Here is a 26,257-nt window from a genome sequence, read left to right on the forward strand (position 1 = left end):
GCAGGCGTGTGCCGATAGGATTTTGTAACTCGGGGCATAAGCTGTGAACTATATTGAGCGTCGCCCTCTTACCAAACTGCCTACGCACACATCGACCTGTCAACCGCATCCGGCATAAGCTGTGATTACATAGAAAAATCGGGCCAAAAGCTGTCATTTTGGTTGGGGGTGGTGGGCGTCGCGAGGGCGTTGCGCCATCCAGCTTCCTTGATCGTCACTTCAGGCGAGATACGGAAAATTTGATCGCTTTCCTGTTGTTGCACCCATTCAATGACGTCGCGCACTCGGTAATGCTTCTGGGGCATATCGTATTTCGGGCCGGTCCACATGACGATTCTTCTGTGCCATAGAGCCTTGTCGACCATCGCGTCGGCCTGCGCGACGCCGAGCCGAAGATACTTGCCCCAAATAGCCTCGATCTCGTCCGAAAGCCTTTTTATGGGTTGGTATTCGTCTCCCATCAGCCACCCAGCGACGATCGCCACGCGCCGTCGTCGCTGCAGGCTGGAGCGTGATACCCCGAGCGAGGCCAGACCTGAACGGGTGGGGTGCATCCTAGTCGCGGTCACGTCGCCACACAAAAGATCGAGCACTAGGTCTTCGGGTCTATACGGCGGACGGACGAGACGTAACGTTTCCGCGATCTCCAACCAGTCGTCGTGATCGTTTTCAGCCCTTAGCGCCTCGATCCTGCGGACAACGTCAGCAACGTCCGCGCGTCGCACCACCAGGATATCATCTGCCAGCTTATGGACAGGCAGGAGGCCCGTTTTCACCCAAGGTCGGATCCGTTGCGAGTTTACCTTGGCGGCGGTGCCTTGAAGCAGCGCCACGGCCTGCCCGGTGGAAATGGCCTCGTCTGCGGCAATGCTGCTCATCCCACTCGCCTTGGGAGCATGTCTAGCCAGTGTGGCCTGCGCTCCGAGCGTGCGGTTTCGCCGCGTCGTTGATCCCCCTATCTGAACCATGAAGTTTGAAGTGGGCTGGTCGACGAATCCTATGGGCGTTCCGTCGAGACCCAGCAGCTTCGACATCGCGAGGACGCCAGCGGGCGTTCCGAATCGGCTGATCAACCGGTCGCCGGGCATGGGCGGACCGTGCCTGTCTGAAATCAGAAACAGCAGCTCGATATACGCTTCCGGCCACCGCTTCAGCAGTCGATGCGCCCCGATCGTGATGGGCCTCGCGTCGTCAAGTCGGCGGCGCTTCGATATCTGATCGACTTTAGCGATCCTGTCGGGCCTGATCGGAGGCGCTGCTTCTGAAACGAGGGCTAGGCGGTGTATATTGCCCAGGCGCTCCACGACTGAGATCCTGTCGCTCAGGTCCAGCGACATGAAAGCCTGGGGAAAGGGCGAAAAGCCATATGCGGCTTGGGCGGGGGTAGGGGCAAACGCCGCCGCCATGTTCGTTTCCTCGATGCTGGCGGGAGTGCGAGGCGCGTCCGCGAGATGCGTGCCGCATTTCGGGCAGTTCCACACGAAGTTGGTGGCGCCCGTCGAGATCGGGTTCCCGCACGGGCAGCAATCGCTCAGCCGCACGCCGTGCTCGGCGCAAGCCGTCACGGGTTGCAAGGACCAGCTCTGACGCGAGTAGCCATGTTCCGCCAGGCAGGCCGGACAGATCCTCAGGAACGACCAGTTCAGGTAGGTGGCGCGAACTCGAGCGCCCGACATGACGACCCACCGGTCGTCGCCTTCGCCGTGCAGGTCCCACCTCATCGGCGCCAGCACCGTGTCCGGCAGGCCAGTGACCTCGGCGAATCTATTCCAAACCCCGTTGTCGCTGCGCGGGGTGAAGACCTTGCCGGTTCCCATCAAGGTCTGGAGCTGACCGATCGTGATCAACCCGTTTAGGGTGACGAGCCGCCGGAGATAGCTTCCCAGATGTTCGTCCGGGTATGGATGTGGAGCTTTGCCGAGCATATCGGCAATTTCATTGCAGGGCGCATGCTAAGGTCGCGTTAGCGAATGTCTTTATCTGTTCGTAGGCTTGAGAACGCGGCGGCGCGCTCGCGTCAGCGCGTGACCCGATACCCATCGTCCGGGACCTGTTTGCGATGTCCCCAGTCAAGAAAGCGTATGTCTCCTCGGTCTTTCAATTCGGCCGCGATGCGCCCGAGCCGCGTCTTTCGGACGCCATACTGGGCTAGAATCGGTGGCCATAGAGCACCGTAGGCGATCGACTGCGGACCTATCGGCACCCTGTTCAACAGAGCCTCTCGTGCCAAAGCTTCCTGTTCCGCCATCCATCGCCCAGCGAACTCGTTTCCAGTCATGGGGCTGCCGAACATGTCGGCGGTGCCGAACAGGTCGTCTCGCTTGGCCGTCTGCAGATCGGCACGCACCTGATCCTGCGCCTTCAGAGTGGCGTGCTGGCAGTCTCGGAACACTTCGATGCCCTTGGTGCTGCGCGTCGCGTAGATCAGCGAATAGAAGGTTCGGTCCTTGGTCGGGAAGAGGACCGGGGTCTCCATCACGAAGGGGTATCCGCCTAGGCGTTCGACGACGGAACTGATCGCCGACACGAGCACCCGCTTGCGGGCTTCTGCGACTGTCTCGCCGGCCACGACCTCAAGGTCGTCGAGTTTCGCCTTCCAAGCGGTCGCTGGCATTAAGGCCTCAAGGCCGGCTTGGATGGCGGCGTTCGGCATTGAGGCCGACCAGTTGATCATCGTGAACATGAAGTTGAATACGACTTCGCAGTTCGATCGACTAAGCAGCGGCGCAACCGCGTGCATGTCGATCTTCCACCCTTTGGGATCCATTAGAACGAAGGAGAACGCGTCGTCGGGTATCGCCGCGAGCAGATCCGGCACGACCTTCACGAAGTCATCGTTGAAGGTTGTGATCGTAATGTCTGGGTATCGAGGGATGATCTCCTGGAGGCGTTCGTAGGCTTGCGGGTCTTTCTCGACCAGTAGGGCGGTCATCTTCCGGTCGCCACGACCGAGCCGGGCCCAGGCCTGCTTCGCACGACGAAGAGCTTCGAGAGCGATGCCGAACGAGGTGTCCTCGAAATTCTCGCCCTGATCCTTCCAGGGCCCTGAGAACCCGTCGACGTAGACTACGTCGCGATGGCTCGCGACCTTGAACACGAGCTTCTCAACGTAGTCCGCGAGGAAGTGGTGCTTGACGTAGGCCTGCTCGCGGCCGCCGTAGTTCGCGATGTCCGGTCGCATCAGGCTGCTCGGGACGCCACCGGAACGGGCAACTCGTTCCATTCTCGCCCGTCCAGGTCCCGCCCGCCCGTCTTTGGCCTGATGCCACCCCATTGCTTGAAGAAGAACGCCACGCCTTGCTGCGCGCACTGGTCGCGGATCTCGCGAGCCCATTCGATCGCCATGGGTCTGGCACCGGGCCCGCTCTCGCCACCAGCGATCACCCAGTGGATGCCCGACAGGTCGATCTCGCCGACGGCACCGATGAGCGGTTCCACTGAAAGGAAGCGGACGGCGGCGGGTGCCTGACGGAGGTGCGTTACGCGTGCGCTGGAACGGCTGTCTTCAACGGAGACGCCGAACCACATGTGGTCCGGCGGCGTCGCATTGCGGTAACGACGCTTGAGGTAGTCCCGCATTAGCGAGCTCCGCTTCGTGAGCACCTGGAACACGTGCCAGTCGGCCTTCTCCATGGTGTCGAACACGCGATCGATGAACTCCCGAGGGACATCCTTGTGGAACAGGTCGCTCATCGAGTTGACGAAGATCATCCTCGACCGCTTCCACGCGAGCGGTTGCTCGATGCGCTCAGGCCGCAACGTCAGATCGAAGCCGTTCTCGAAAGGATGTCCGGGTATGCCGCGCCAGCGCTCCGAGAAGCGAGCCGCATAGCAATTGTCGCAGCCAGCCGTGATCTTCGTGCAGCCCGTCACCGGGTTCCACGTTGCGTCGGTCCATTCGATTGCACTGCCGTCGGCCATAGTCACGCATCTCCGGAACGAACCGTGAATCTGCCATATCGCGACTCAAGGCGCAACGACAATGCGCTTCGATCGTGGCGAAAGCGAGAAGCGTGAAGGGCCGGGGGCTGGACAGAAGTCGAACAAAGCACCCATAAGCTTGGTTCGCGACGACTGGACGTCGGAGAGGTGAATCTCGATGGCGGCAAGTCTGGGATATGATTGGATCGTAGGTGGCGCTCTCCCTGAGCTGGGGCGACATAGCGTTGCCAAGCACGAGATCTTTGACCGATATGTCGGCGCCTACATTCAAACGTTGACGAAGAGCCACCGCGTCCGGGAACTCAATCTGACGATCGTTGACGGCTTCTGCGGCGGCGGTCGGTATCTGCTAGATGGATCGGAAGTGGATGGATCTCCTTTGCGGATGCTTGCATCCGTCGAGCGGGCGCAGCTCGAGGTCGCGGCGGCACGGGCGAGGGGCGTCGAGATCAAGGCCGACTTCGTATTCGTAGACGCCAATAGCAACCACGTCGACTTCCTGAGGGATTTGCTGGAGCGGGAAGGGCATGGCGCGCGTATCGGGCGCGACATCCACATCGTGCCGTCAAAGTTCGAGGATGTCGCCGGCGAAGTGATCGAACGCATCCGGAAGAAGGGAACCGCACACCGGTCGCTGTTCTTCCTAGATCAATACGGTTGGAGCGCGGTCACGTTCGCGACGATCCGCCGCATCATGGGCGCGCTTCTGAACCCGGAAGTCGTCCTGACCTTCATGGTCGACAATCTCGTGAACCTGCTCAACGACCGGATGATAGGCACTGCCGGGCTCGCCGCCATCGATTTGGACCGCGATGACGTCCGAGACATGCTTCAGATGAAGGAGATGCGTGGTTGGAAGAGGCTCATCCAAAACACGCTTTACGAGCACATCCAACGCAATACCGGCGCGGACTACTACACGCCCTTCTTCATCCATCCGGACGGCGGATCGAACCGGGACTACTGGCTGCTGCATCTGTCGAAGCATCACCAGGCACGCGAGGAGATGGGCAAGATCCACTGGTCGATGGAGAACACGTTCGAGCATTTCGGGCGAGCCGGGTTCAATTCGCTAGGGTTCCAACCTGACCAGGACGTCCGCGAGGACATGCTGGATTTCGGATTTAACGACAATGCTCGGACCAGATCCGAGGTGGCGGTGGTCGATCAGCTCGCCAGGATGCTTCATGCTCGCGCGCTTGCCGGCGCAGGGCCGTTGACCAAGAAGGCGCTCTTCGCGTCGCACTGCAACGAGGCGCCTGTGATAGCCAGCATCGTCGACGCGGCATTGGTGCAGCTCCGCGAGGCGAAGGACGTCATGATAGCCGCACCGACCGGCGCTCTGCGTCGGTCGGTCAGGAAGTTCGATTGGAACGACGAGATCAGCCTGTCTAGGCAGCCTGGACTGTTCTCGGTCTTCGATCGACAGGCCGCGTAGCCCGGGACTATCCGGTGGCTTCTCGTCATTGAGCGCAGCTTCGAAAGCCGTGGCTATCTGGGTGTAGAAGCTTGGATGCGTGAAGCGAAGCGCCATCGCCACGACAGGTCCGAAGGCGACCAAGAACTGGTAGCGGATCTCACCGTGCGACTTCATCGACGTTTTCGACGATCTCGACCCGTGACGGTCTTCGCGACGTCTGCCGGCCCTGCCTCGCGCTACTCTGAGCGGGCCCCGATCAATGCAGATAGTTTAGGTGTGTAGTAGCAGCGATTCGTCGTTAAAGTCCTTGTGGGCGCGACGGAACAGAGCGGAATCGCGCCGTGGATCACCGCGCGCTACGTTTCTTGAGGGGATTGATTGAAACTTTCTACGGCATCTGCGTTCGCGGGTGTTTCGAGATCAGGCGACGTGACATCCGGATCGATAGGTATGACCTCGACTGCCTCGGCTGGTTTCGCCGCCGGGAGTCTGGCCTGCATCGCCGCGATGCGTTCGTCTGCTTCCGCCGCCGATGCGCCCGCTCCAGTGACGGCACCCAGATACCTGGCGGCTGCGACTTCGCTCTGGAAGTAGGCGATCTCTCGGCTCATCGCGGTGATGTCGTCCTCCGGCACGGATGCGATCGCCTTGAGGTAAGCAGCCCCACAGACGTCGAGGCGTCGCCAGCTGAAAGCTCGCGACAGCGCGTCGTAGCAGTTCTGGCTGTAGATCATCGCTCCCGACAGGCCTTCGGCAGAGACGGCCTTGCGCATGTTTGCAAAACCGATCGACGCGCCCGCAGCGTTCAGGGCCTCTATGGGGGGCGGGGTCTGAGCGGCAACAGCTGAATTGAGCGTCTTTATCGGCGAATCGCTGATGGCCACGTCGGCAGCGCTGGCCGTCGAAGTCCTCGACGAGCACTTCGATATGTTTCCGATCAGGAAGAGTCCGCCGACGATCGCAATCAGCCAGCCTACGCCTGTTTTCGACGTCTTGGACGACGCAGGCGTTGTTCTCCCCGGCATGGCAGTTCCCCTTTTCCGGTGTCGAACATAGCGGTCCTGCAGAAGTGCTCAACCGGCTTGTTCGCCTCGAAATCGATGTATCGGCGCTTGTGTCGCTGTTGTGTCACGCGTAGCCTTCAGCACTTGCACTCTGGGGGAGGGTGCATTGCTTGGGGACTGATCACATCGAAGAGCTGCGGATAGGCGCCGCCGGTCCGTTCGAGGCGGCATTATATTGGTTGATCGCGTTTTATCCTTCGATTTCGGCGGATGGTGCCGAAGACGGCGTCATGGTGCTGCGATCTTCGCTGCTCAGCCGAAGTCAGATGGAGGACGCGTGGGCCTGCGCGCTCGCGAACGAGCGGCTTCTGGCAGAAAACGCCGAAGGCCGTGAAGCCGTGCTTTCGAGCTTGATCGCGTGACGTTTCTCCCCGTCAAGGCGCGCCCCATATCGCCCGGTCGGATGCTGCTGGTCGGCGATTCCGGCGCCTTCGCGGTGGGCCCACGGTCGATCGTAGAGCGGCTCGGCACCGACGCGCTGACGCGTGAAGACCGGAAGTCGCTTGCCCGAGAAGGCCTGCTCGTGGCCGAAGGCGACGCTCTCGGACAGGTGGCGCACGGCCACGCAATTGCGCGCCGGGTCGGCGGTGCGGGGGCTCTCGACTATCTGATCCTCGTTCCCACGCTCCGATGCAATCTGAGCTGCAGTTATTGCCAGGTCTCTCGCGTGGCGGAGCGCAGCACGGGCTTCGACTGGAGCGACCGCACGCTGACGGCGGTCCTTGAGGTGATCGACGCGTTGGAGGTCGACCAGGTCAAGATAGAGTTCCAGGGCGGCGAGCCAACCCTGCGACCGGATCTGATCCGCGCGGTGATCGAGCGATGCGAACGCTTCGCCAGGCGCCAGTTCGTGATCTGCACCAATTTGCAGCGCCTCGGCGACGAGGTGATCACGCTGTTCGACCGGCCGGACGTGTTCATCAGCACGTCGCTCGATGGCGACGTGTCGACGCACGCGCGGCAGCGCACGGGCGACGCCGCCACGACGGACACGTTCCTCGAGAACCTGCGGTTCGTCGTTGATCGATACGGGGCCACCAAGGTGTCCGCGCTGCCGACGGTCGATCCCGCCTGTCTGCCGGACATGGACGCGTTGATCGACAGCTACGTGGCGCACGGCATCGACAGCGTCTTCCTCAGGCCGATCAACTATCAGGGCTTCGCCCGCAAGCGACATGCCGAGGTCCGCGAGCTGGATGCGGCATGGCGAGACTATCACGCCGCGTTCGTCCGGCGGCTGATCGAGCGGAACTGGACGGATCGGAGTCGGGTGCTTGAGGAGACCTACTTCAGCATCTGCCTCCGCCGCGTCTTCCAGCCCGGGGCGGATCGCCACGTCGACCTTCGGGATCCCAACCCGGTCGGCGTCGACTACGTGGTCGTGGACTATGACGGTCATGTCTATCCGACCGACGAGGCACGCATGTTGACCCGGTCAGGTGTCATCGATCTCGCGATGGGCGACGTGTTCCAGGGTTGGCAGGGCGATATGCGGGACCAGCTGAACGCTCTTGCGACCAACCGTTTCGATCCGACATGTCAGCGGTGTGCGTATCAGCCTTTCTGCGGAAGGGATCTGATCGACGACCTGTCGCGCTACGGTCGGATCGACATGCCGCGTCACGAAACGGAGTTCTGTCGCCGGCACCTCGCGATGTTCGACCTCGTCTTCGAGCTTATCTATTCCGATGAACCCGCCGTCCGTCATTCCCTCGCGCGTTGGCTGCGGCTGACCGGAACGCCTGGCAGGTTCGGAGAGGTCCTGTCATGATCAGACTGACGCTTCCCGCCATGTCGGATGCGGAGCGCCCCTATGTGGCGCGACTCGGCCGCACTGGCAGCTCGAATGGTGTTCACGATTTCGAACTGATCGGCGAGGACGTCGATGGCGCGACGTATGTGGGACGTAACGGCCTGGTCGCGATCGATGGCGCAACGGCTGCCGAACTCGAGGGCGACGTCATCATAGTCGACCCTGCGGGCGGACGGGCCGAACGCATCCTGCGCCGAGGGTCCACGCACAACACCCTGCTGGTGACCGAGCGCTGCGACCAGCTGTGCCTGATGTGTTCGCAGCCACCCAAGAAGACCCATGTCGACCGGTTCGCGCTGTTCGAGGAGGCCTGCCTGCTAGCGGAGCCTGGAAGTCTGATCGGCGTCTCGGGCGGCGAGCCGACGCTCTACAAGTCGGATCTGCTCGGCATGATGGAGCGCGTCCTCGGCGAGCGGTCGGACATAGAGTTCCACGTCCTGACGAACGGCCAGTTCTTCGACGACGCGGACGTCGTCCGGCTTCGAGATCCCCGCTATGGCCGGGTGACCTGGGGCATACCGGTCTATGCGGCCGAAGCCGTTTTGCACGACCGCATCGTCGGAAAGGACGGTGCCTTCGATCGGCTCGAGACGAGCATGGCGGTGCTTGCTCGGGCAGGGGCTCGGATCGAGCTCCGAACGGTGCTGATTGCCGACAACGTCCAGGCTCTTCCGATCCTGGCGAGCTACATCGCAAGACGTCTTCGCTTCGTGGAGGTCTGGTCGATCATGCAGCTGGAGCACATCGGCTTCGCCCGCACGCGCTGGGCGTCGCTGTTCGTGGATCATGCCGCCGATTTCGCGCCGATCGGGGAGGCCATCGATCAGGCGATGCTCCGCGGAGTCCGTGCCCAGCTCTTCAACTTTCCGCGCTGCACGGTGCCGGTCGCATGGCGGGGTCTGGCGCGCGCGTCCATCTCGGACTGGAAGAGGCGCTATGCCGATGCCTGCTCGCCCTGCCGCGAGCGCGACGCATGCAGCGGCTTTTTCGAATGGCACCCCACGGAACAGGCCGAGGCAGGAGTGAGACCGCTTTGAGACGCATCAAATACCTTGTTTCGGGACTCCTGGCGGCGGGTTTCGGTGGCGTCGATCCGGCGCAGGCGTTGTATGTCCGCAATCTCACGGGGCCCCGCGACGATCAGGACAATGGCACGCTGATGGACGTCTTCCGACAGGATCACACCGTTGTCCTGGCGGACCATCGCAGCCACTCCAGCCACTCCAGCCACCGCTCTGGCTACGGCGGCGGCGGGCACTACAGTCATACCAGCCATAGGTCGAGCACCGGAGGCGGATACTACGGCGAAACGATTGCTCCCGTCCGTCCCGTCTACACGCCTCCTGCAGTTCGATCCGAGCCCATTGCGCCAACTCAGCCTTCGCCGCTGTTCTCGCCCACCGAACGGGCCGCTGCGGTGGAGCCGGCCGCGAAGACGCTGTCGGGACGCACGAAGCGGTTCGCCTCGATCGTGAGGCGGGTGCAGATCGCCCTGCTGGCCCGCGAGCTGTATGTCGGGCCGATCGACGGGATCGTCGGACCCCGGCTGAGGGCTGCACTTCGCAAGTTCCAAGGGCAGCGGTCGCTGGCTGTGACGGGCACGATCACGCCACAGACGCTCGACGCGCTGATGGTTTCCAGTGATTGAAAAGTCTTACTCACCGCGGCGATATGCCGCAGCCAGGAGGCTTCGCGGAATGAGGTTTACGTAATTGTTGCGAACCTAATCGCGGCGACACGCGGACGTCCTGTTTCTGATGTGCCTAGAGCTCGAACGGTATCTCCCTGATCGCGCGACCTACGCAACCGGCGTGGAGCTTCGATATTCGATGTTTCTTGACGACGACGTCAGCTTGTTGGGGAACTGCCTGCCAGCAGGGCGGCATGACCCATAAGTTGACATTCAGCCGCTTCCCCGCGTTTCCCAATTTATGACATTCAATCATTCGGGTTTATAGATCAGCAGGCGGCAGCCGAAATATGTATTGGACGAAAAAAGTGGACGCGGCCCTCGTTCACGGACTGAGTAGCAAGCGACGGCGTCTAATGGCATACGTCGGACTGTAGGGTGCATCTATACCGGGCAGCCGACGATTTCGGTCGTGCAATTTGATCGGCCGGATCAATCTTCGCCAGATGCCCGGATCGCATCTATATCTTCGAGACGTATCGCCGTCGTTCGCGGCTTGCCTCCGATACTGAATGTCACAGCACCATCCTTATCGTCGAAGGTTAGTGCGGCGTTGTCTTCACCCAAAGGCACCTCCACACCTTCGCCGTCGCGGAGCGCAATCCAAATCCGAGCATGGCCCTGCGCATCGAGACCGTTGATCGCTTGGGTGATTTGCCGGATGTTCATGCCCGTCCCGCCCGATTGTGCTGTCGTATCTGTGAGCTCCTGGAATACGCACAGAGCCGAGGTCAGGTTCTCTGCCCCGTCCGTCGATTCCAGCACCGTTAACGGGGCGCCGCTTTGCTGTGCATAATCTTTACAAGCGGCAAGTGCTTGCTGCTGCTGATCGCGCAGCACCTCGACCGACCTAATTGGCCTCACCCGATCAGAGCAGGCACGACGATGGGCAATCGTCTCAGGGTCGGCGGACAGGAAGAGGTAATGACCTATACATAGAGGCTCTATTGCCTCGTATGGAATCCAGACCAGCCCCTTGTCGTTGTCGATCACACTGTGCGCATCGATCAAGACCGGTCGATTTTGCTGTCCCAGTCTGGCGTCACGCATCGCCAGCGCTAGTGCCACCTGGTTAGATCTGAGATCTTCGGCCGATGAAGTGCGCAGAGCCTCGTCGGTTATACCATGAGCCTGCCGCAGCAAGGTGCTCGCCTGCAGATGCAGGATATTTGGCATTGCTGCTACTAATCCAGATCCCAGCCAAGTCTTGCCAACCCCGGAAATGCCGAAGAGGCCGGCGACGGGGCCTGCCCGCGCGCACGCGACGCCGGGGCGTTCGCCTTCAGCTGTCATTCAAAGCAGTTCCAGTTGTCGATCGTCGCCTTTGACCCGGCCTAAGTCGTCGCTCACATACATGTAGGATTGGGGAGGTGTGAAGTTCTCGATCGCGGAAGCAGGCTCGATAGGACTGGCAAAACGTCGAGCCTCCGCAACTTCGATGGCGTTGGCGCTGGGCCTCCCGTCGAAGTAGCTGTCGAAAAACTCGCGGCTAATTCCGGCATATTCGGAGGTATGCTCCCATAGACCGTCCGGCGTCGCGGTTATGATCCGGGCGACGTCAAATTCGCCTATTATCATCCCGACCGGCCGCGTTACGTATAAGACGACCGTTTGCACCGACCGGTCGCGAAAGACCGAACGCCTGAACTCGAACCGCTTGGAGCCATCGAATATGCGCTCCGCAAATTCGGGTTTAATCGACAATAAGACCTTCATCTACCTCGCCCAATTCAATGATGCGCTCAAACTGGCCCAAGGTGAGTTCGCGAAGCTGCCACCGAGGCTGCTCGCTGACGCCAACGTCTTCAAGCAAGGCTTCCCGATTCGGCCTCTTTGGTAGCGCCAAGTTGTAAGTCATCTTCACCGCATAGAGCGGCTTTCCCGCGCCAAAAAGGTCGCGCAGTTCCTTCTCATCGAAGACGCTGTGCTCCTCGGCGAAGGCAACCAGAGCTTCTGCGTTCCCGAGCTGCTTTCTGCTCTGGACTTCCTCGACTACGCAGATTGAGGTCGCGACCGAACGATAACGGGCGCGACCGGGTATATCGGTTGTCCGATACGGGATCACCACATCCCCGCGCTTCATTCGCGTGAGTGGGACACCGCCAACATATACCTTATGAATGGTATTGGTGTGCGACACGTCTTGGAGGATGTCCGGAGATTCCGTATTGAGGATCGAGTCCGGAAATAGATTAGAATGATACTCAGGATAGATCGCCAGAAGCCAGAATTTGCGTTCAGCAGTATGGACAAATGGATAATCAGCTACAGCATCGCCCGTCGCAGCAGACATTTCGCGGACAAGTACGATCTCGGTGCCGTTTGGCGTCTTTTTCGCGGCCTGCTCAGCAAAGCCATAGCGCTTGAACAGCGCGATGAGCTTCGCGTGCGTATCAAAGACGGTCACGTAGATTTCCTCAACAGCCTCGCTGACCGCATGATCGAAAATCTTCTTAATGACGCGCTCGCCGAGTTTGGTCCCGTGAGCGTCGATCTTCAGCGTGCCTACTTTGAGGCGCCGCGCAGCCGGACGTGGAGGCTGAACGTCGTCAAGCGGGCCAGTCTCCACCTTGAGGTAAATGAAGCCGCGAAGTCCGCCGCTCTTCGCTTTTTCTATGACGTAGACGGGCTCCTTCGCGGCGCTCTTCTTCGCAAACCACTGAGGGAACTCAGAATACTGTTTCTTTAGCGAGTCGAAGAAGGCGTCTGCTAGGTCCACCTTGTCGAAGCCTACGAGTTGGAGCGTTTGAGCCATATCCCCCACTAGCCGGTGGCCACGACACCCTCAACCCGCTACTTTCTCACGGCCGTCTTTCGCGGCGATCGCCGGGGAGCCACATGGAAGGCACAATTGCATTGTGGTTCGACCCGCTCGAGCCAGATCGGCAGGCGCCCTGCCTTGAGCTGCACGTGAATCTCTGGCGCGACCTATCTGCGGACTTCAACTTCTTCGACGTTGGTTTTCGGCTTTCCGAAATCGAAAATCTACGCCGCTTCCATCTCTTTTTTCCGGTTCCTTTACGACTGGACTGCATGTCCGACCTCGGTGAAACGCTTCGATACGCAGACACTCTCAAGGCGGTATTCAATGACTTGGTCACGGCGGGGAGCGGCGACTCGGGTTTCTACGGCACGGAGCTGGACGGCAAACCGCACCTCACCGTTCAGATGCTCGACATCGACCGAGATCTCAGCCTCGAGCCCGTAGCTATGCCAGCGTCGGACGGAACCATTGTAACCTTCGGCGAGTCGCTCTGCGACAGAATGCGATCCGTTGGCGCTGGCGGACACTATGTTCGGCTGCGCATTCACCTGCACGGTCGTTCTCGCGACCTTTTCAGCAGCGAGATCGCCGCTGGCGACTGGCGACTGACGACCGCAACCAGCATCACTGAAACCACCGAGTTCCGATTTAACGAGCGGCGGAGCTATCCGGACGTGGTAGCTCGACGCGTCGGCGAAGGCGCCTTCAGGATCGAGAAGATCCATTACTTCCTGATCCGGGACATCGAGCAACAGCTCACCAGCCAGCACAGCCCGCTCAGGAACGTCCGTCGTCTCGAAGCTGGGCTATGGACGCCCTACCTGCAGGGCGAACCAACACGCACTAGCACGTGGCGAGCGCCGGCGGGGGTGGTCCGTCGTCTCGCGATCTATCATTGGTCATCCAAAGCTAACGATGACGCATTTGTGGAATCCTTCACGGCGTTTGCAAGCTTTCGGGCAGCTCGCGTTCATCTCGGTATCTATGCAGTGGCGATCGTGCTGTTTGGGGCAATGGGTAGCTTGCTGGCCGCAATCATCTCTGCGAGGCTGAGTCACCCGATCCCCTCGACGCAGCTGCACGCTGACCTGCTAGCCGCCGCCGCCGTCGCGGGGTGCATCCTTGCATACTGGCTGGTTGTTGCGATGCCTTGGCGTGCCTTGGGAGCTAGACTGAAAGCTCTCGCTCGCCGCGTCATGCAAAGCATCGGCACACGCCTGAAACGGAACGCCCAGTCCTAGGCGGATCGACCATAAAGGCAAACGCCTAGGCCGCTCTTGGTCAAGAGGGCGTTTGGATAACGGACTGAAAATCGAACGCATCCGCGTGTGAGGAGGCATTAACCTTCCTATCTTGCTTCATTAAGGAGACCGGCCGTCACGCTTGTTTGAGGCCGAAAGCCGACGAGCGGCTTCCCAGCCCGTAAATCGTTCGATGTGGTGCTTGGGAGGGTGCCCAGTCTGTGTTTTTCGGCATCAGCTTGGCCGAATGAAGCGTTGATATTCCGTGCGAGGCCGACACAGTCGAATGATGTTTCTATATTGGGCTTCGGAGCCGTTCGACGGATATGGTTTGCAGCAGATCAAAATCGACGCGCGTGCCAACGACGGTTACCCTTTCCCCGGCTAACTCTTGAGCCCGACGTGAGGCGTCGAGCCGCCAAGTGCCTCCTGCATCCCGTCGAAACACGAGATTTCCATTCTCCAGGTCTAGCCGGCCGGTCTCCTCGTGCTTCGAACCCATGGGCATTAGACTGGTTTTGCGCCAGCTGATCCGCACTTTGCGAACTTGCCATTGGCAGTCTTGCAGCGGACTGATTTCGGGGGGGGCTTATTGGGACATTTCGCAAATCTGCCCTTTGCGTCCTTGCAAGGTGTAGAGAACGCCGGAGCGGGCGCACCGACTAAAGCAAGGGTTGCAATGGCGAACAACAGCTGATGCATGACGATCTCCGTCCCAGGTATGGGGCTATTCCAAACTATCAAACACCCTTCGGCTGTCAACGCAGCGTTTTTGGATTACGGTGCGATGTGACACCACTTCGATACTTGAACAAAGCTGGCCTATCTCATCAGGCGGGTTGAATGATCATCTTATCCTAAAGCCCCGAAATCAAGCGAAGGCATCTCAACGATCGCCCCGCCTGCCGTCTATCGACTCGACCGAGATCGTCGGAACGCCCAGACCAGCGAGGACAGGCTGCCGATCAACGCGGCGACGGCGAGCAGAAGCGGGGGATCCAGGACTATCATTACGCGACTCCATCGGCTCGTGGCAGTTCTGCGTATCCGTTATGTTCCTTGTAGGACAGCTGGCGCGTCAGGTGGCATCCAGTGACGTCGCATCTACGATTGCCCGGAACTGGTTCATGATTTCCTGATGCCGGGACGTAAGATAGCCTGCGACGTTGTCGTTTTCGATCAGGCGCTTCAGATAGCGCGATGACAGCACGAGTTCGAGGACGTCGTCGCCGAACGTCGAATCGCGTGCACGGAAATCGGCGTTGAGCGTTTCCAGTTCGCGCTCCATCCGAGCCATCTGCTCGGGCGTCACCCCAGGTATTTTTTTGGGCTGATCAGGTTTCGCAAGATCGCATTGCCGTGTCGCCGCGAGCATCGCGCGTGCGTAGCTTGCGGTGAAGTTGTTCATTCCCGCCATCATCTCCGCTGCGGCGAACTGCTTCTCGGGCTTGAGCTTGCGGAGGACGTCGAAGACGACCGCGGTCACCTGCTTGTCCTTCAGGATCTCGATGGCATCCGCTGATATGCCGTCGAGCATCGTGCGGCGTCGTGCCACGAGAGCTTCGTCCATGCCCAGCGCCGCCGCTATCAGTCTGGCGGGCACTCCCCGATCGATAGCGCGGGTGATCATGTAGTGCTCTTGGACCGTGGCAAGTCGATTGACACGCTTGTTGTATGTGAATGCCTCGTCGTCGTCAGAGACTATGCAGGGGGCAGAAGCGGCGCCGGTCGCTCGCAGCGCATGAAGACGAAGGTGTCCGTCGAGCAGCATGTGTCGACCGTTCTTGCCCGCGACGGTCACGGCGAGCGGTTCGATGATGCCGACCTCGGTTATCGACGTGGCAATCCTCGCATACCGTTTGGACTCCGTGATGCGGTCGGTCATCGGCCGGAGCGGAAGGATCGTATCGAGCGGCAGCTCAAACACCTTGCGTTCGAACGATATGTGCACGGGTTCCGTCATGCTGCGTCGCCGGCCTTGCCCAGACGCCGCGCGATCGGTTGAGGAAGGTTCGCCATGCCCTCCGCCCGAAGAAGCGTGACGAAATGGTCTTCGGCGAGAAGCTTGCCCATGGCGCCCACTATGAACGTCAGTCGTCCTTCCGTCAGTGTGGCCTTCTTCACGAGCAGCCGCTGGCGTTCCACCTCCTTCTGATAGGCGCGGACTAGGGACGCAGCCGTAGTGGGCTGACTGCGCCTCGCGCCGGTTCTGATCGACTTGATTCCTTTTCCGATCAGATTTCGCTGATCGACGATCCGGCGGATCGCCAGGATCTGTGTGCCCGGCAGCGATCCGGCCTCATAGGCTTCCGTCAGCGCTCGCTGCACTTGCGTGTCGTCGGCACGAGCGATCTCGGCAGCGATCGTATGCGGGATGACGCCTCGCTCGACCGCATCCAGCAATCGCTCCTCGCCCCTGTCGAGAAGGAAGTTGATCGTCCAGACGTATTCCGGGCTGAAGCCGACCTTGCGGGCTATCTCCGTATGACCGTAGCCACGCTCCCTGAGCGCACCGATTTCGCGGATAAGTTCGAGCGGCGTCAGGTTTCGGCGGGCCATGTTCTCCACGAGGCTCATCACGTAGCATTCCTCTCGGGTCGCTTCGATGATGACGGCGGGAATGGACGTCTCGCCCAATTTGACGAAGGCCTCCATGCGGCCCTGTCCGCAGACCAGTTCGTAGCCATTCCCGGAGGGGCCCCGCCTGACCGTGATGGGGCGTTTGAGGCCGACCGCGCGGATGCTCTCGACCAGTTCGTCGAACACCTTGCGGTTGCGCGCTCGGGGATTGAGGACCTCTATCGCGACGATGGGGATGTCGATGATATCAGGGGTCACAGCGCATACTCCACCGCATGACGTCGCAGCAGGTGATAGAGGGGCGCCAGATCCTCCGTTCGATAGGCGTCGAGCATGATGCCGTTCTCCTCTGCCATGCCGATGTGCGGATCCGACCCACGGTCTAGCCAAGGTAGGAGGTAGTAGTCTCGGACCGACCCGTTGTCTGGCGCCATGCGGACGACGACGGTGATGTCGGGGCGGAGACCGGCGTCGAGGCGGACTCGCCAGCGCAACGATCCGGCCGCGGTCGTCTGGCACCGGACGATGACGACCGCGATCGTCACCTCGTGGTTGACGAAGAGCAGATCCGTGGTCCCGTCTACTGCGACATGTCCGCCGATCGCTTCGATGCCCGCGATGGTGCTCGCCAAAACGTCGGGATGCATGAGGCGGAGCTGCCGATTGGTCTCGACGTAACGAAAGTCGCGGACTGGGGCGTAGCCTATCAGCTGGTATGCGCGGAGCAGGCTGCCGAAACGGTTTCGATAGGCCGCAGTTGACGGCATCGCCTCGACCTCGTCGATGATCATGCCGGACAAAGCGCCTCTGACCGACAGCAGTTCGGACAGCATCCCGAGAAGGTCCGCATCAGAGAACCGGCGGGCGCGCTCCGCGAGAATGGTCTGCGCCGCTTCGAAGAGTCCAGGGTCGACGATCGCCTCGAAGGCACCGAGCCTACGTATCCACATGTCCGGCGTGTTGACGATGCGCTTCTTCTTCAGCTTGCACGAAACCCGATTGTAGACGTTATGGCCGATGTATTTCTCGTTGGTCAGGATCTGGCGGACGACCGCGCGGTTCCACGGCCTGCCGAGATCTGTGACTAGACCCTCCTTGTTGAGAAGCGTCGCGATCTCGCGTTCCGAACGGCGTTCGATCACGAACATTTGATACATGCGGCGGACGGTATCGATTTCAGCGACGGGTCCCGGCACTAGGATGACGCGATCGGTCTGAAGGCTTTTCTGCTCGCCGGCCGCCAGCATGGCCTTCGGTTCGTCATGCTCGTTCACGAGACGTCGCCGCAGTCCGTATCCCGCGGCCCCCCCCTGACGATAGCCGAGCGTGATGAGCCTGCATTGCCCGGCGAAGACCTTGGTCGACAGCTCTCGGCTATACTCGCCGGCCATCATGCGCTTGACAGTCTTTATTATGTCGGCCTGGAAGCTTCCGTCGTTCTCGAACTGCTCCGCACAATAGTGGACATGTATCCCTCGTTGGCGACAGATAAATTCGTAATACGCGCTTTCGTCCGCATCTTGGAACCGGCCCCAGCGACTGATGTCGTATACGAGGATTGCTTCATAGTCAGCATCGCCGTCCTGCACGTCGTTGATCAGGCGTTTGAGCGAATCGCGTCCCGCGATGTTGAGACCGCTGCGGCCTTCGTCGGCGTAGGTGCGGACGATTTCGAAGTTCCTGCGCGCAGCATAGTCGGCGATGGCTTCGGCCTGGTTCTCGGTCGAATATTTCTGAAGGTCCGTCGACATGCGCACATACTGCGCAGCACGGGTCGCCGATTTGTCTGGAGGCTCTGCTGGCACCGGTTTTCCTGACGCTTGTCACGGGCGTGTCGCGTCCGTGTCCGACAGAGGCTTTCTATTCGAGGGAGGGCGGAATGTCGTTGTCCGGCAAGAACCGAAATCTTCGAGCGGAAGCCGGAAATCGGTTTCCCATGGACCCAGCCGCCGACACGATGGAGGTGTTTGCCAGCGTTATCGCTGACGCCCTCAGACGTGATTTCGGCACGACCCCGGCAAAGGTGAAGCACATCGCGCGTTTGACCGGAACCAACGCCCGAACGGTTCAGAACTGGCTGCATGCTCGGAATGGTCCGAGCGGCGCGGGACTGGTCGTCCTGATGCGCCACTCGGACGCTGTCACGGAGGCTGTGCTCGAACTGGCCGATCGTCATAACGCCAAGCGCTTTGCGAAAAGCGATCGGCTCATCACGGAACTCCGGACGCTAGCGATTTCCCTCCTCGATCACATCGGACCTGAATGATCGATATAACGGTCGCGATGACGTGGCTGGTCGGGAACCGGGAAGTTGACGGGGTTCGCTTCCGCTGCTCAGGCGTGCAGGAGCAGCCACTCCTCGTTGAAGTCCTTGCCTGCCTTCGGCACTAGATCTTCCACGACGAGTCCGGCGGCCGCGTATGCGGTAACTGCCGCTGCCGCAGCGATCCTGCCCGGGTCGTCCGCGTCTCCGCACACGATCACGCGCCTGACCGCATCCGGGAAGCGGACGTTCGGCAGGTTGCCGTCGCCGACCGCCGCCCACACGCTGGCGCCTGGAAACATGAGCCTTACCGCCAAGCCATCCTCGACGCTCGCGGCGAGCATCACCGTGTCGGCGACAGGGCCGAAGCGGACGGCGCATCCGCGCACCCTACCGAGCGACAGCCTCGGCGTGCCGCGGGAAGACTTGCGGCCCTCATTGTCGAGAAAGGTGCGCTGGATGCCGCAGACCCCGCCTTCGCGGTCCTGAAGCGCCGCGAGCATCGCCGGTTCGCGGCGGCCCTCCCTCCCGTGCGCGTCCCACCAGCGCGAGACATGCGCGTGGCGGATCGATCCTGGCACGGCATGGCAGACGCCGCGCCTTGTCAGGTATGTCTCGGTCAGCGACCAGCCGATCGGCGTGGCCTCCTGCCAGATCCTGCGCGCCCGTTTCACCGACTCCGCGCGACGCAGCGCGATGATGATGGGGTCCTTGAGCGTGGTCGGGACGATGTGCTCCGCGCCTGCAAGATCGAGGCAGGCCTGCCGGAAGTCGACGTTGTGGATGCGCTGGTGGAGGTCGATCACATCGCCGCCGGCTTCGCAGCCGTGACAGTGGAAGACCTTCTTGCTCTCGTTCACGAAGAAGCTGGCGGTGTCCTCCGCGTGGAAGGGGCAGAGCCCCTTCATCTCATCGCCCGACGGTTTCAGGTCGGTGACGTCCGCCGCGATCTTCGTGATCGAGGTCTCTGCCTTCAGGCGGGCGATGTCGATCCGGCCCTTCGCGTCCAGGTATCTGGCTGGCAGCGGTCTTGCGCCGGTCATGCTGCACCTCCGCGATCCTTGGTCCTTTTCGCTGGCCCGTCCTTCCACCTCAGTTGGCGGAGGCTCGACCGGATGACCTCGATGGTGGCGGGGACCGGCACGCCGAGTTGCGCCGCCCACCAGTCGGACGCCGCGCGCTCGTGCAAGTGGAGGAACGTGTCGGAGAACTTTCCGTCGGTAATGTGGCGCAGGCCCGCCTGGGCCTCCACGATGTCCCGACGCACGCCACCGTCAGCCATGCCGGCGAACACGCCTTCCCGCAGACTGCGGAACGACCAGGCGAAGGGCAGGGGGCCTTCTCCGTCCTCAAGCAGCAGATCGTCGACGTAGGCCACTGCGTCGGCATCGGGTGCGATCGGCGCACCATGGATATCTTCGAACAGGACGCCGGACGTCCTCCCTTCGATCGCCGCGCGCATCGCGGCTGCGGCGGCCTGTCCCAGCGAGATGCTGGTCAACCAGCCATTCGGCGCGGCGGTGGTCAGCACGTCCGTGCGTCTGTCGAAGCCGCGAACCTTCGAGGCGGTCAGCACGTGCGCGGCTATGGGCACGAGGGTCGCGATCGTCGTCAGTTTGGCGAGCGGGTGGTCGCATCGCGACGCCCTGCGGTTTAGGGTGGCTATGTGCGTCGTGGAGAGGACGAACGGGTGCTGCCCGTCCTCCATGTGGAGTCGGTCCATTTCTCATTCCTGTCTCGAAGGTCCCATTCGCAGGCGGGACCAGGGTGTCAGAACGCGGTCTGTGTCGCGTTCGGCGACGTGAAGGCCTTCGTGCTTATCCGCCGACCGCGTCGCGCTCGTTATCGCGTCGCGATGCGACGTCGATCTCCGCATGGAGACGTTCGGCGTTCCGTCGCCGTCGTGCTTCCTTCATGTGCCTGCTCCTGCATTGGATGCGCGCTGTGCGCGGGTGGACGCGGGCCGGTTTTCCTCCGGCACCTTGCGATCACCTTCCCTTCCATCCATCGCGAAGCGCCACGACTGGGCCCGCGCGTCAGCGCGTATGCCTCCCCCTTCGTTTCTCTACGCCTCTGACACCGACGGCATGTGCTCGGATCGACCGCGCTCGATCGCGTCGATGAGGTCTCGGACCGCCCATCGTTTCTGTCGACGCGCGCCCGGCGTCGGCGGCAGATAGTATTCGAACCGCGTCTCGCCGCGCCGCGCCGCGGCGTTGCAGTCGGCCATGGTCGGCAGAGCTTGCGCGCCGAAGACCGGGAGGGCGGCGGCAACGAACTTGGTGATCGCGACATGGGAGTCGGCCGCCTGCCACACGGAAAGCCGGGCCTGGGCGCGCAGACGTTCCAGATCGAGACGATCGAAGGCCAGCCCGTTCAGCGCCGAACCGTCATCTACCCGCACGCAGCCGATGCGGCCGGCGAAGACGTCGCGCAGGAAGCGGTCCTTGCGGTAGTCGCCTCCCCTGGTGAACTTCAGGTCGACATTGTCGAGCCGGACATGCCGAGGGGAGCTCTCCCCGCGTTCGACGTCGACGCGAAGCCGGAGTTCCGTCACCTCCTCCAGCGAAAGGATGGAACCGCTTGCGTCGTGGTGTTCGGTCAGGAGACCTGCGGCGATCCACCAGTGCGCGAGCCGGTTGTCCTCGCGACCTTCGAGGATGCCCATGGCCGCGGCATGCGAAATGGGCTGGAAGCTCCCGGGGAGCGTCGTGGTAATTGCCGATCCCGGTGCGATCGGCCGCTGATTGCGGCCTGGCGCACGACGACGCGGCTCCGCGTTGAGCGCCTCTTTTCGATAGCCGTTCGTCGGTTCGAGGAGGAAGCGGATGGGCATGTCCTTCTCGTCCAGGAGGGGTTGCGTCGTCATACGGGCGATGTGCGTGGCGGGACTGCAGCTCGAACCTCCTTCCGTCAGACTGGGCATGGAGGAGAGCAGATCGAGGTATGCGTCCGGCCAGTGGGCGAGCAACGACAGCGCGCCGGCGACTTCCCGCCTCACCTGCGCGAGCGTGGGAGCGAGGCGTGCGACGTCGCGTGAGACCGTGGAACCAGGCGTCTCTCGTGAGATGCCCAGCTGGCCGAGATGATGGACCACGGCCGAGGCGTGTCCCGGAGGAAGGGCGAACAGCGCATCGAACGTGGTGGTCGGCCGACAATCGAGATGCTTCGCGCCGCACGCGATCGAGATGGCGATTGCGCCGTCCTCGGCGGTGGACGTCCTCTGTTCGTTGAAGGAGGCGCTGCATCCGGCACAGGCGAAGAGACGGGTGCGCTCGTCGAGCAGCAGAGTTCGCCCGCAGTCGGAACACGCATCGACCAGGGAGGTGCGATGGATCGGGCATGCGGTCACGCAACGGATGGACCAGGCCTGTTGCAGAATGCCGTCGGCGGCCAAGCAGGCCGGACAGTGTCGTAGGTGCCGGAGGTCGAGATCGGTCAGCCTGTATGCGTCGTCCCCGACTTTGAACCAGCTGTGGGAATTCCGGGCGATGCCCTTCCAGCGCATCGCCTCCAGCGTCTCGATCGGCAGGCCCGTGGTTCGGGCCAGCGCTCGCCAGGACTCGTCCACGCTGAGCGGGGACATGGGGCCGACGTCGTTCAACGTCCCGAGCATCCGCAGGGACGGCAGTGCATTCGCGATGGCTAGCCGCCGAACATAGCCGGCGACGTGCTCCCCGGCGACCGGGAGGGGCGAATTGGCAATCATGGCTTCGCCCGCTCAGGCCGCATCGGCGAACGGATCGTCGAACGGATTCGATAGGCAGTCCAGGTGCATGTCCTCGTCGCAGGCTTGGCGCAGATGGTCGATCGAGATGGCGCACGACGAGTCGGCGATGGCAAGCCGCGCAGCGGTGGCGACGATGCGAGACAGGTCCCTCAGGTAGCCGCAGGATGCCCTCAGCAGCGCATTGGAAGTGCTGACGTCGCCGAGGTCCGATGAGGCGTCGAAGGGCAGTGCCGCGTCGAGCCCTTTCAGCAGTTCGGCGAAGGCTGCTCGGTCCTCGGGCTCGTCGAAGTCGTAGCGCGGCATCGTGAAGCGGTATGGCGTGATCGACGAGAGCTGTTCGTTGTCTTCGATCAGTTGAGCGACCACCTCCATGCCCGCCATGACGACGGGAATGCGTAGTTTCTTCGCAATGCTCTTGATCCAGTCCGCGGTGGCGTTCCGCGTCTTGGACCGGCCGCGTTCGCCGACGTGCTGGAATTCGTCGATTATCAGTAGTTCGACGCGCCATATCTCGAGTTGATCTGGCAGGACCCGGTTCTTGATCGTGCTGCCTCCCGGTGCTCTCTTTCCGAGCAGGGCACGTAGGATGGTTTCCGCGGCGTCGTTCACCGTGATGTTCGAATCGAGTTCGGCGTAGAGGACCGGCAGGCGGCGTCTTATGCCGTCGGAAGTCGTTTCCGTTATTATGCCGTTCGCGGCGGCATACCGCTTCAGCAGCTGCGACTTACCGACGCCGGGAACGCCGACGATCGACATGCAGGAGGTCTCCTTGCCCTCGCGATGGTCCTCGCGAAGGCGGTTCATGGTCGCGGCTATCGGCTCGAAGCTCTCGCGTTCCACGAAGAGGTCGTTGACGATCTGGCGACGCGTGGCGTCGGCGACGTCGACCCACGGTATGTCCGTTCGCCTCATGGCTTTCCCGTCGACTTGTGGCGGAGCAGGCCGTTTCGACGACCGCCGGAGGGTGCCGACGCGCCACGGCTCGGTGGCGGCTTGTTGTCGATCTGCGCGTCCGCGTCGTTCGCCGGTCGTTGACGGCTGACGGTCGACTGCGCGGTCTTGGCCGCGCTTCCCTTCGGCGACGTCGAGTGGTCGCTTCCGGCGGGGGAGGTGCGTCCGACGCCATCGTGCCGGGCCTTGCGCGCTCGCGACTTCGCCGATCGCCGCTTCGCGTCCGCCTTGTCGAGATCTGCGGCCAGGGCGACCCGCGCTTCGGCGGCGGCATCCGCGTCGAACTCACCCCCGACGGTCTGGCGATGGTGGTCTCGGATCTGCCCGTGCTCCCAGATGGACCGTCCCTCCGCGTAGTCCGACCATGCCGTGTCCGCCGGGACGGCCAGGTAGCGATCGGTCCGGTGGGGCAGCCGGACCCATACCTGACGGAGGTCGGCTGGATCATATCGGATCAGGACGTTCCGGTCCGGACAGACCTTGGCGAAGTCGGCCGTGAGACGTTCGGCATCGAGCGTCTCGGAATTGTAGAAGATGGACTTGAAGCGGATGCCCTCGCGCCGGAGGGTCCGCGTCTCGGTGCGGGTGAAGAGGTGGATCATGTCCGCCATCGGCACGAGGGGATCGCTGGGGTGTCGGTCGATCAGCCTCTGCCAGGCGCGGATAGGCATCTCGCCCCCGAGACCTCCGTGTTTGTCATGGGCGTAGATGTCGATCAGAAAGCGGTGAGACATCTTCAGGAAGTCCGAGAAGGGAATCACCGCGTTCTTGGCGGAGTCGTAGTCGCCCCTCATGACGACGTTGCTGTAGGTCGTGCCCCGCTGGGCGTGCAGGAGCTTCTGGTTCTGGGTGCGGAAGAACCGTTCCACCGCCCCCTTCTGCTGACCGGTCCGTGCTGCCACGAACGTGACGTCGCGGATGCCCAGCTCCGACGCCGCGGCGCGCAGGTCCGCGCTGAGGCCGGCCATGCCGCGATCGAACACGAGGCCGCGGGGCATGCCCCAGACGGGCCAGTCGTGTTTGAGATCCCATTCGCCGGATTCGATCTTCTCGGTGACGTAGGTCTTGGGGAAGATGCCGTTCTTGAGGATCTGCATGACGGAAAGGACGCTTTCCGGTTCGAACCCGACGTAGAGTCCGAAGGGCATGCGCGTGCACCGATCGATCGCGAAGCCGATCGTGGGGCGACCGATAGGGAGGCCGTTGACGTCGCTCACGACGAACAGGTCCGCCTTGGTGTGGTCGATCTCGATGCGGTCGAGCGGCGCGTCCGGGTCCTTCTGCTTGGTCACTCGGTCGAATTTGTCCCTCGCAGCCGGTTCGCCGTGCCTTGCGGCGTGGACCGCTCTCGGCTCGCGCAGCGATATGACGGATAGGACTGCGTCTCGCGACGCGTGCTCGAGCTGGTCGTCTGACGGCCGTTCGAGATTGCAGCGCCGAATCGCGTCGCGGACGAAGGGGAGGAACGCCTCGACGGAGATGGGCGGGCGCCTCATGTAGCGCTCGTCGATCTCGCGTTCGATCACCGCGCGCTGATCCTCGGTGATGCGGAGGCCGCGATTGCCCTTGGCGGGGGTTCCGTCAAGCAGGCGGAGCCACGTCGGCTTCTCGCCGGCCTTCTTCATCCAGCGTTTGACAGTCCAGATCTCGGGCGGGAGCGGGTCGTCGAGGCGGAGCGCGGTCTTCCGTATCTGGCTTTCGACCTTTTCCTTCGGCGGCCGGCTTGCAAGCCCGGTCTCGTGCATGTCGATGACGTAGGCGAAGCGGCGTTCCGCCTCGCGTCGCCGATCCGGTTCGACCTGCTCGGGATCTTCTAGAGGCTGCGGTGACGCGGTTGTCATAGCGATCGGGAGGCTCGCCTGGCCTGTGCGGATCAGTTCCGCCATCTCTGAGTGGGTGAAGGTGAAGCGCCGTGCGTGCCGGTCGCACGACCAGTCGACTTCGTCGCCTCGCTGTTCGACGAGGCGAAGGTTCGATCCGTCATACAGCAGACGCGTTGCGGCGGTGAGCGCGAAACGCGTCATCGCCGGTTCTCCCGCGGATCACGGAAGGAAATAAGGCGTTCGAACCAGACTTCCCCATGCCTGCTGTGCAGGAGCATGGACAGGTCCGCAGCCTTCGTCATGTCGGCCCGGATGCGGCCCTGTGCCAGAAGCGCGTGCATGGTGACGACGCTCGTGCGGTGTCGCGCGGTGGCCATCACCACTTCGCCCAACGGAAGCGGGCCATTCGCCAGACAGTCGTCGACCGCGACCTGCACGTCTGGCGCGACCTCGGTCTTCAGGCGCCGCCACGCATCCTCTATCGCCGGCGCGTCTTTTGAACGATGCAGGTCGCTGGCGAGCACGACGCCGTAGGCGATGCCCTGCCTCTCGGCCGCGTCCGCGATGCGCTTCAGCCGATCGCGGACTTCCGGACGGGCGTATTGCGCGTCCGGTTTGACTTCGTGGATCTCGAGCCGGCCGTCGACGTGAATCGCGAAGTCTGGAAAGGAGTCGCGCACGACGCCGGCGGCGTCGCGGTAGCGTGCAAGCATTGGCTGGGCGAGGATTGAAGTTACACGCGGGTCGATTTCCGCGCGCTTTATGAAGGCCAGTTCGTTGCGAGATTCGTGATCGATGGTGCGGCCGGCCATCTTTCGGCTGCAGACGAAGCCCGTGATGTTGCGCGATCCGCGCGTGTTCACTTTCCTCAGAGGGGTTTCATACAGTCTCCACGGTTCCGCGTTCGGCATGCCCAGAAGCCCTTTCCTCCATGATCATGTGTCACACGACACGCTGATACGAGGATTGGCGCTGG

The 26,257-nt window shown here is 62.1% G+C and carries 24 protein-coding genes; 7 read left to right on the forward strand and 17 right to left on the reverse strand.

Translation table 11 applies throughout. The features are described 5' to 3' along the window. Positions 1-125 precede the first annotated feature (125 nt). The 3 genes from U1737_RS13440 to U1737_RS13450 form a co-directional block, all read right to left on the reverse strand. Positions 126-1,925, reverse strand: coding sequence for a TniQ family protein (locus tag U1737_RS13440; RefSeq protein ID WP_136189579.1), 1,800 nt, complete (start codon positions 1,923-1,925; stop codon positions 126-128). A gap of 92 nt (positions 1,926-2,017) precedes the next feature. Next, on the reverse strand, positions 2,018-3,181 hold the full coding sequence (tcmP, locus tag U1737_RS13445; protein WP_168711585.1) for a three-Cys-motif partner protein TcmP: 1,164 nt from the start codon (positions 3,179-3,181) through the stop codon (positions 2,018-2,020). Further along, complete coding sequence (locus tag U1737_RS13450; protein ID WP_136189581.1) at positions 3,181-3,921, reverse strand: DUF5131 family protein; 741 nt, start codon at positions 3,919-3,921, stop codon at positions 3,181-3,183. The genes tcmP and U1737_RS13450 overlap by 1 nt, the downstream gene beginning before the upstream one ends. A 178-nt stretch (positions 3,922-4,099) precedes the next feature. On the opposite strand from U1737_RS13450, the gene U1737_RS13455 reads away from it, so the two are divergent. Beyond that, positions 4,100-5,380, forward strand: a complete 1,281-nt coding sequence (locus tag U1737_RS13455; protein ID WP_332797117.1) for a three-Cys-motif partner protein TcmP — start codon at positions 4,100-4,102, stop codon at positions 5,378-5,380. Positions 5,381-5,718: 338 nt separating this feature from the next. On the opposite strand, the gene U1737_RS13460 is transcribed toward U1737_RS13455, so the two are convergent. Next, a complete protein-coding gene (locus tag U1737_RS13460; protein ID WP_332797118.1) occupies positions 5,719-6,387 on the reverse strand; it encodes a hypothetical protein in 669 nt (222 codons plus the stop codon). Between the two features lie 218 nt (positions 6,388-6,605). Between U1737_RS13460 and U1737_RS13465 the strand changes: the two genes are divergently transcribed. The 4 genes from U1737_RS13465 to U1737_RS13480 are packed head-to-tail and all read left to right on the forward strand — an operon-like array spanning position 6,606 to position 9,887. Beyond that, complete coding sequence (locus U1737_RS13465) at positions 6,606-6,788, forward strand: hypothetical protein (RefSeq protein WP_136189584.1); 183 nt, start codon at positions 6,606-6,608, stop codon at positions 6,786-6,788. Continuing rightward, a complete protein-coding gene (hxsB, locus tag U1737_RS13470; RefSeq protein ID WP_332797119.1) occupies positions 6,785-8,197 on the forward strand; it encodes a His-Xaa-Ser system radical SAM maturase HxsB in 1,413 nt (470 codons plus the stop codon). The genes U1737_RS13465 and hxsB overlap by 4 nt, the downstream gene beginning before the upstream one ends. Beyond that, positions 8,194-9,276 (forward strand): His-Xaa-Ser system radical SAM maturase HxsC, encoded by a 1,083-nt coding sequence (gene hxsC / locus U1737_RS13475; RefSeq protein WP_136189586.1) that lies wholly within the window; start codon positions 8,194-8,196, stop codon positions 9,274-9,276. The genes hxsB and hxsC overlap by 4 nt, the downstream gene beginning before the upstream one ends. Beyond that, the gene (locus U1737_RS13480; RefSeq protein WP_136189587.1) at positions 9,273-9,887 is read left to right on the forward strand and encodes a peptidoglycan-binding protein; all 615 of its coding nucleotides are present in this window, start codon (positions 9,273-9,275) and stop codon (positions 9,885-9,887) included. The genes hxsC and U1737_RS13480 overlap by 4 nt, the downstream gene beginning before the upstream one ends. 474 nt (positions 9,888-10,361) lie before the next feature. Here the strand turns inward: U1737_RS13480 and U1737_RS13485 are convergent, their stop codons facing one another. Genes U1737_RS13485 through U1737_RS13495 form a run of 3 tightly spaced genes read right to left on the reverse strand, consistent with a single transcriptional unit; the run spans position 10,362 to position 12,684 of the window. After that, complete coding sequence (locus U1737_RS13485) at positions 10,362-11,222, reverse strand: AAA family ATPase (RefSeq protein WP_136189588.1); 861 nt, start codon at positions 11,220-11,222, stop codon at positions 10,362-10,364. Then, entirely contained in the window at positions 11,223-11,645 is a 423-nt protein-coding gene (locus tag U1737_RS13490; protein ID WP_136189589.1) for an ASCH domain-containing protein, read from the reverse strand. Beyond that, complete coding sequence (locus tag U1737_RS13495; RefSeq protein WP_136189590.1) at positions 11,623-12,684, reverse strand: GNAT family N-acetyltransferase; 1,062 nt, start codon at positions 12,682-12,684, stop codon at positions 11,623-11,625. Before U1737_RS13495 ends, U1737_RS13490 begins: the two co-directional genes overlap by 23 nt. An 83-nt stretch (positions 12,685-12,767) precedes the next feature. On the opposite strand from U1737_RS13495, the gene U1737_RS13500 reads away from it, so the two are divergent. Beyond that, positions 12,768-13,934: a hypothetical protein gene (locus U1737_RS13500; RefSeq protein WP_332797120.1), complete on the forward strand. Its 1,167-nt coding sequence runs from the start codon at positions 12,768-12,770 to the stop codon at positions 13,932-13,934. Positions 13,935-14,229: 295 nt separating this feature from the next. Here the strand turns inward: U1737_RS13500 and U1737_RS13505 are convergent, their stop codons facing one another. From U1737_RS13505 to U1737_RS13520, 4 genes are all read right to left on the reverse strand, one after another. Further along, positions 14,230-14,442 carry a DUF5818 domain-containing protein gene (locus tag U1737_RS13505; protein WP_136189592.1) on the reverse strand — a complete coding sequence of 71 codons (213 nt, stop codon included), beginning with the start codon at positions 14,440-14,442 and terminating at the stop codon, positions 14,230-14,232. Between the two features lie 570 nt (positions 14,443-15,012). Continuing rightward, complete coding sequence (locus U1737_RS13510) at positions 15,013-15,897, reverse strand: plasmid partitioning protein RepB C-terminal domain-containing protein (RefSeq protein ID WP_136189594.1); 885 nt, start codon at positions 15,895-15,897, stop codon at positions 15,013-15,015. Then, positions 15,894-16,772, reverse strand: coding sequence for a plasmid partitioning protein RepB C-terminal domain-containing protein (locus U1737_RS13515; RefSeq protein ID WP_136189595.1), 879 nt, complete (start codon positions 16,770-16,772; stop codon positions 15,894-15,896). Before U1737_RS13515 ends, U1737_RS13510 begins: the two co-directional genes overlap by 4 nt. After that, positions 16,769-18,319, reverse strand: a complete 1,551-nt coding sequence (locus U1737_RS13520) for a recombinase family protein (RefSeq protein WP_332797121.1) — start codon at positions 18,317-18,319, stop codon at positions 16,769-16,771. The genes U1737_RS13515 and U1737_RS13520 overlap by 4 nt, the downstream gene beginning before the upstream one ends. 74 nt (positions 18,320-18,393) lie before the next feature. Here U1737_RS13520 and U1737_RS13525 point away from each other — a divergent pair, with 74 nt between their 5' ends. Continuing rightward, positions 18,394-18,780 (forward strand): hypothetical protein, encoded by a 387-nt coding sequence (locus U1737_RS13525; protein ID WP_136189597.1) that lies wholly within the window; start codon positions 18,394-18,396, stop codon positions 18,778-18,780. Between the two features lie 68 nt (positions 18,781-18,848). Here the strand turns inward: U1737_RS13525 and U1737_RS13530 are convergent, their stop codons facing one another. The 6 genes from U1737_RS13530 to U1737_RS13555 form a co-directional block, all read right to left on the reverse strand. Beyond that, positions 18,849-19,820 (reverse strand): DUF7146 domain-containing protein, encoded by a 972-nt coding sequence (locus tag U1737_RS13530; protein WP_136189598.1) that lies wholly within the window; start codon positions 19,818-19,820, stop codon positions 18,849-18,851. After that, complete coding sequence (locus U1737_RS13535) at positions 19,817-20,500, reverse strand: hypothetical protein (RefSeq protein ID WP_332797122.1); 684 nt, start codon at positions 20,498-20,500, stop codon at positions 19,817-19,819. Before U1737_RS13535 ends, U1737_RS13530 begins: the two co-directional genes overlap by 4 nt. A 342-nt stretch (positions 20,501-20,842) precedes the next feature. Beyond that, entirely contained in the window at positions 20,843-22,486 is a 1,644-nt protein-coding gene (locus U1737_RS13540; RefSeq protein WP_332797123.1) for a TniQ family protein, read from the reverse strand. 12 nt (positions 22,487-22,498) lie between these two features. Next, positions 22,499-23,419: a TniB family NTP-binding protein gene (locus U1737_RS13545; RefSeq protein WP_332797124.1), complete on the reverse strand. Its 921-nt coding sequence runs from the start codon at positions 23,417-23,419 to the stop codon at positions 22,499-22,501. Beyond that, complete coding sequence (locus tag U1737_RS13550; protein ID WP_332797125.1) at positions 23,416-25,482, reverse strand: TnsB C-terminal domain-containing protein; 2,067 nt, start codon at positions 25,480-25,482, stop codon at positions 23,416-23,418. Before U1737_RS13550 ends, U1737_RS13545 begins: the two co-directional genes overlap by 4 nt. After that, the gene (locus tag U1737_RS13555; protein WP_332797126.1) at positions 25,479-26,144 is read right to left on the reverse strand and encodes a hypothetical protein; all 666 of its coding nucleotides are present in this window, start codon (positions 26,142-26,144) and stop codon (positions 25,479-25,481) included. The genes U1737_RS13550 and U1737_RS13555 overlap by 4 nt, the downstream gene beginning before the upstream one ends. Positions 26,145-26,257: the final 113 nt, after the last annotated feature.

It is taken from the genome of Sphingomonas fucosidasi (assembly GCF_036663855.1).
GTDB lineage: Bacteria > Pseudomonadota > Alphaproteobacteria > Sphingomonadales > Sphingomonadaceae > Sphingomonas > Sphingomonas faeni_B.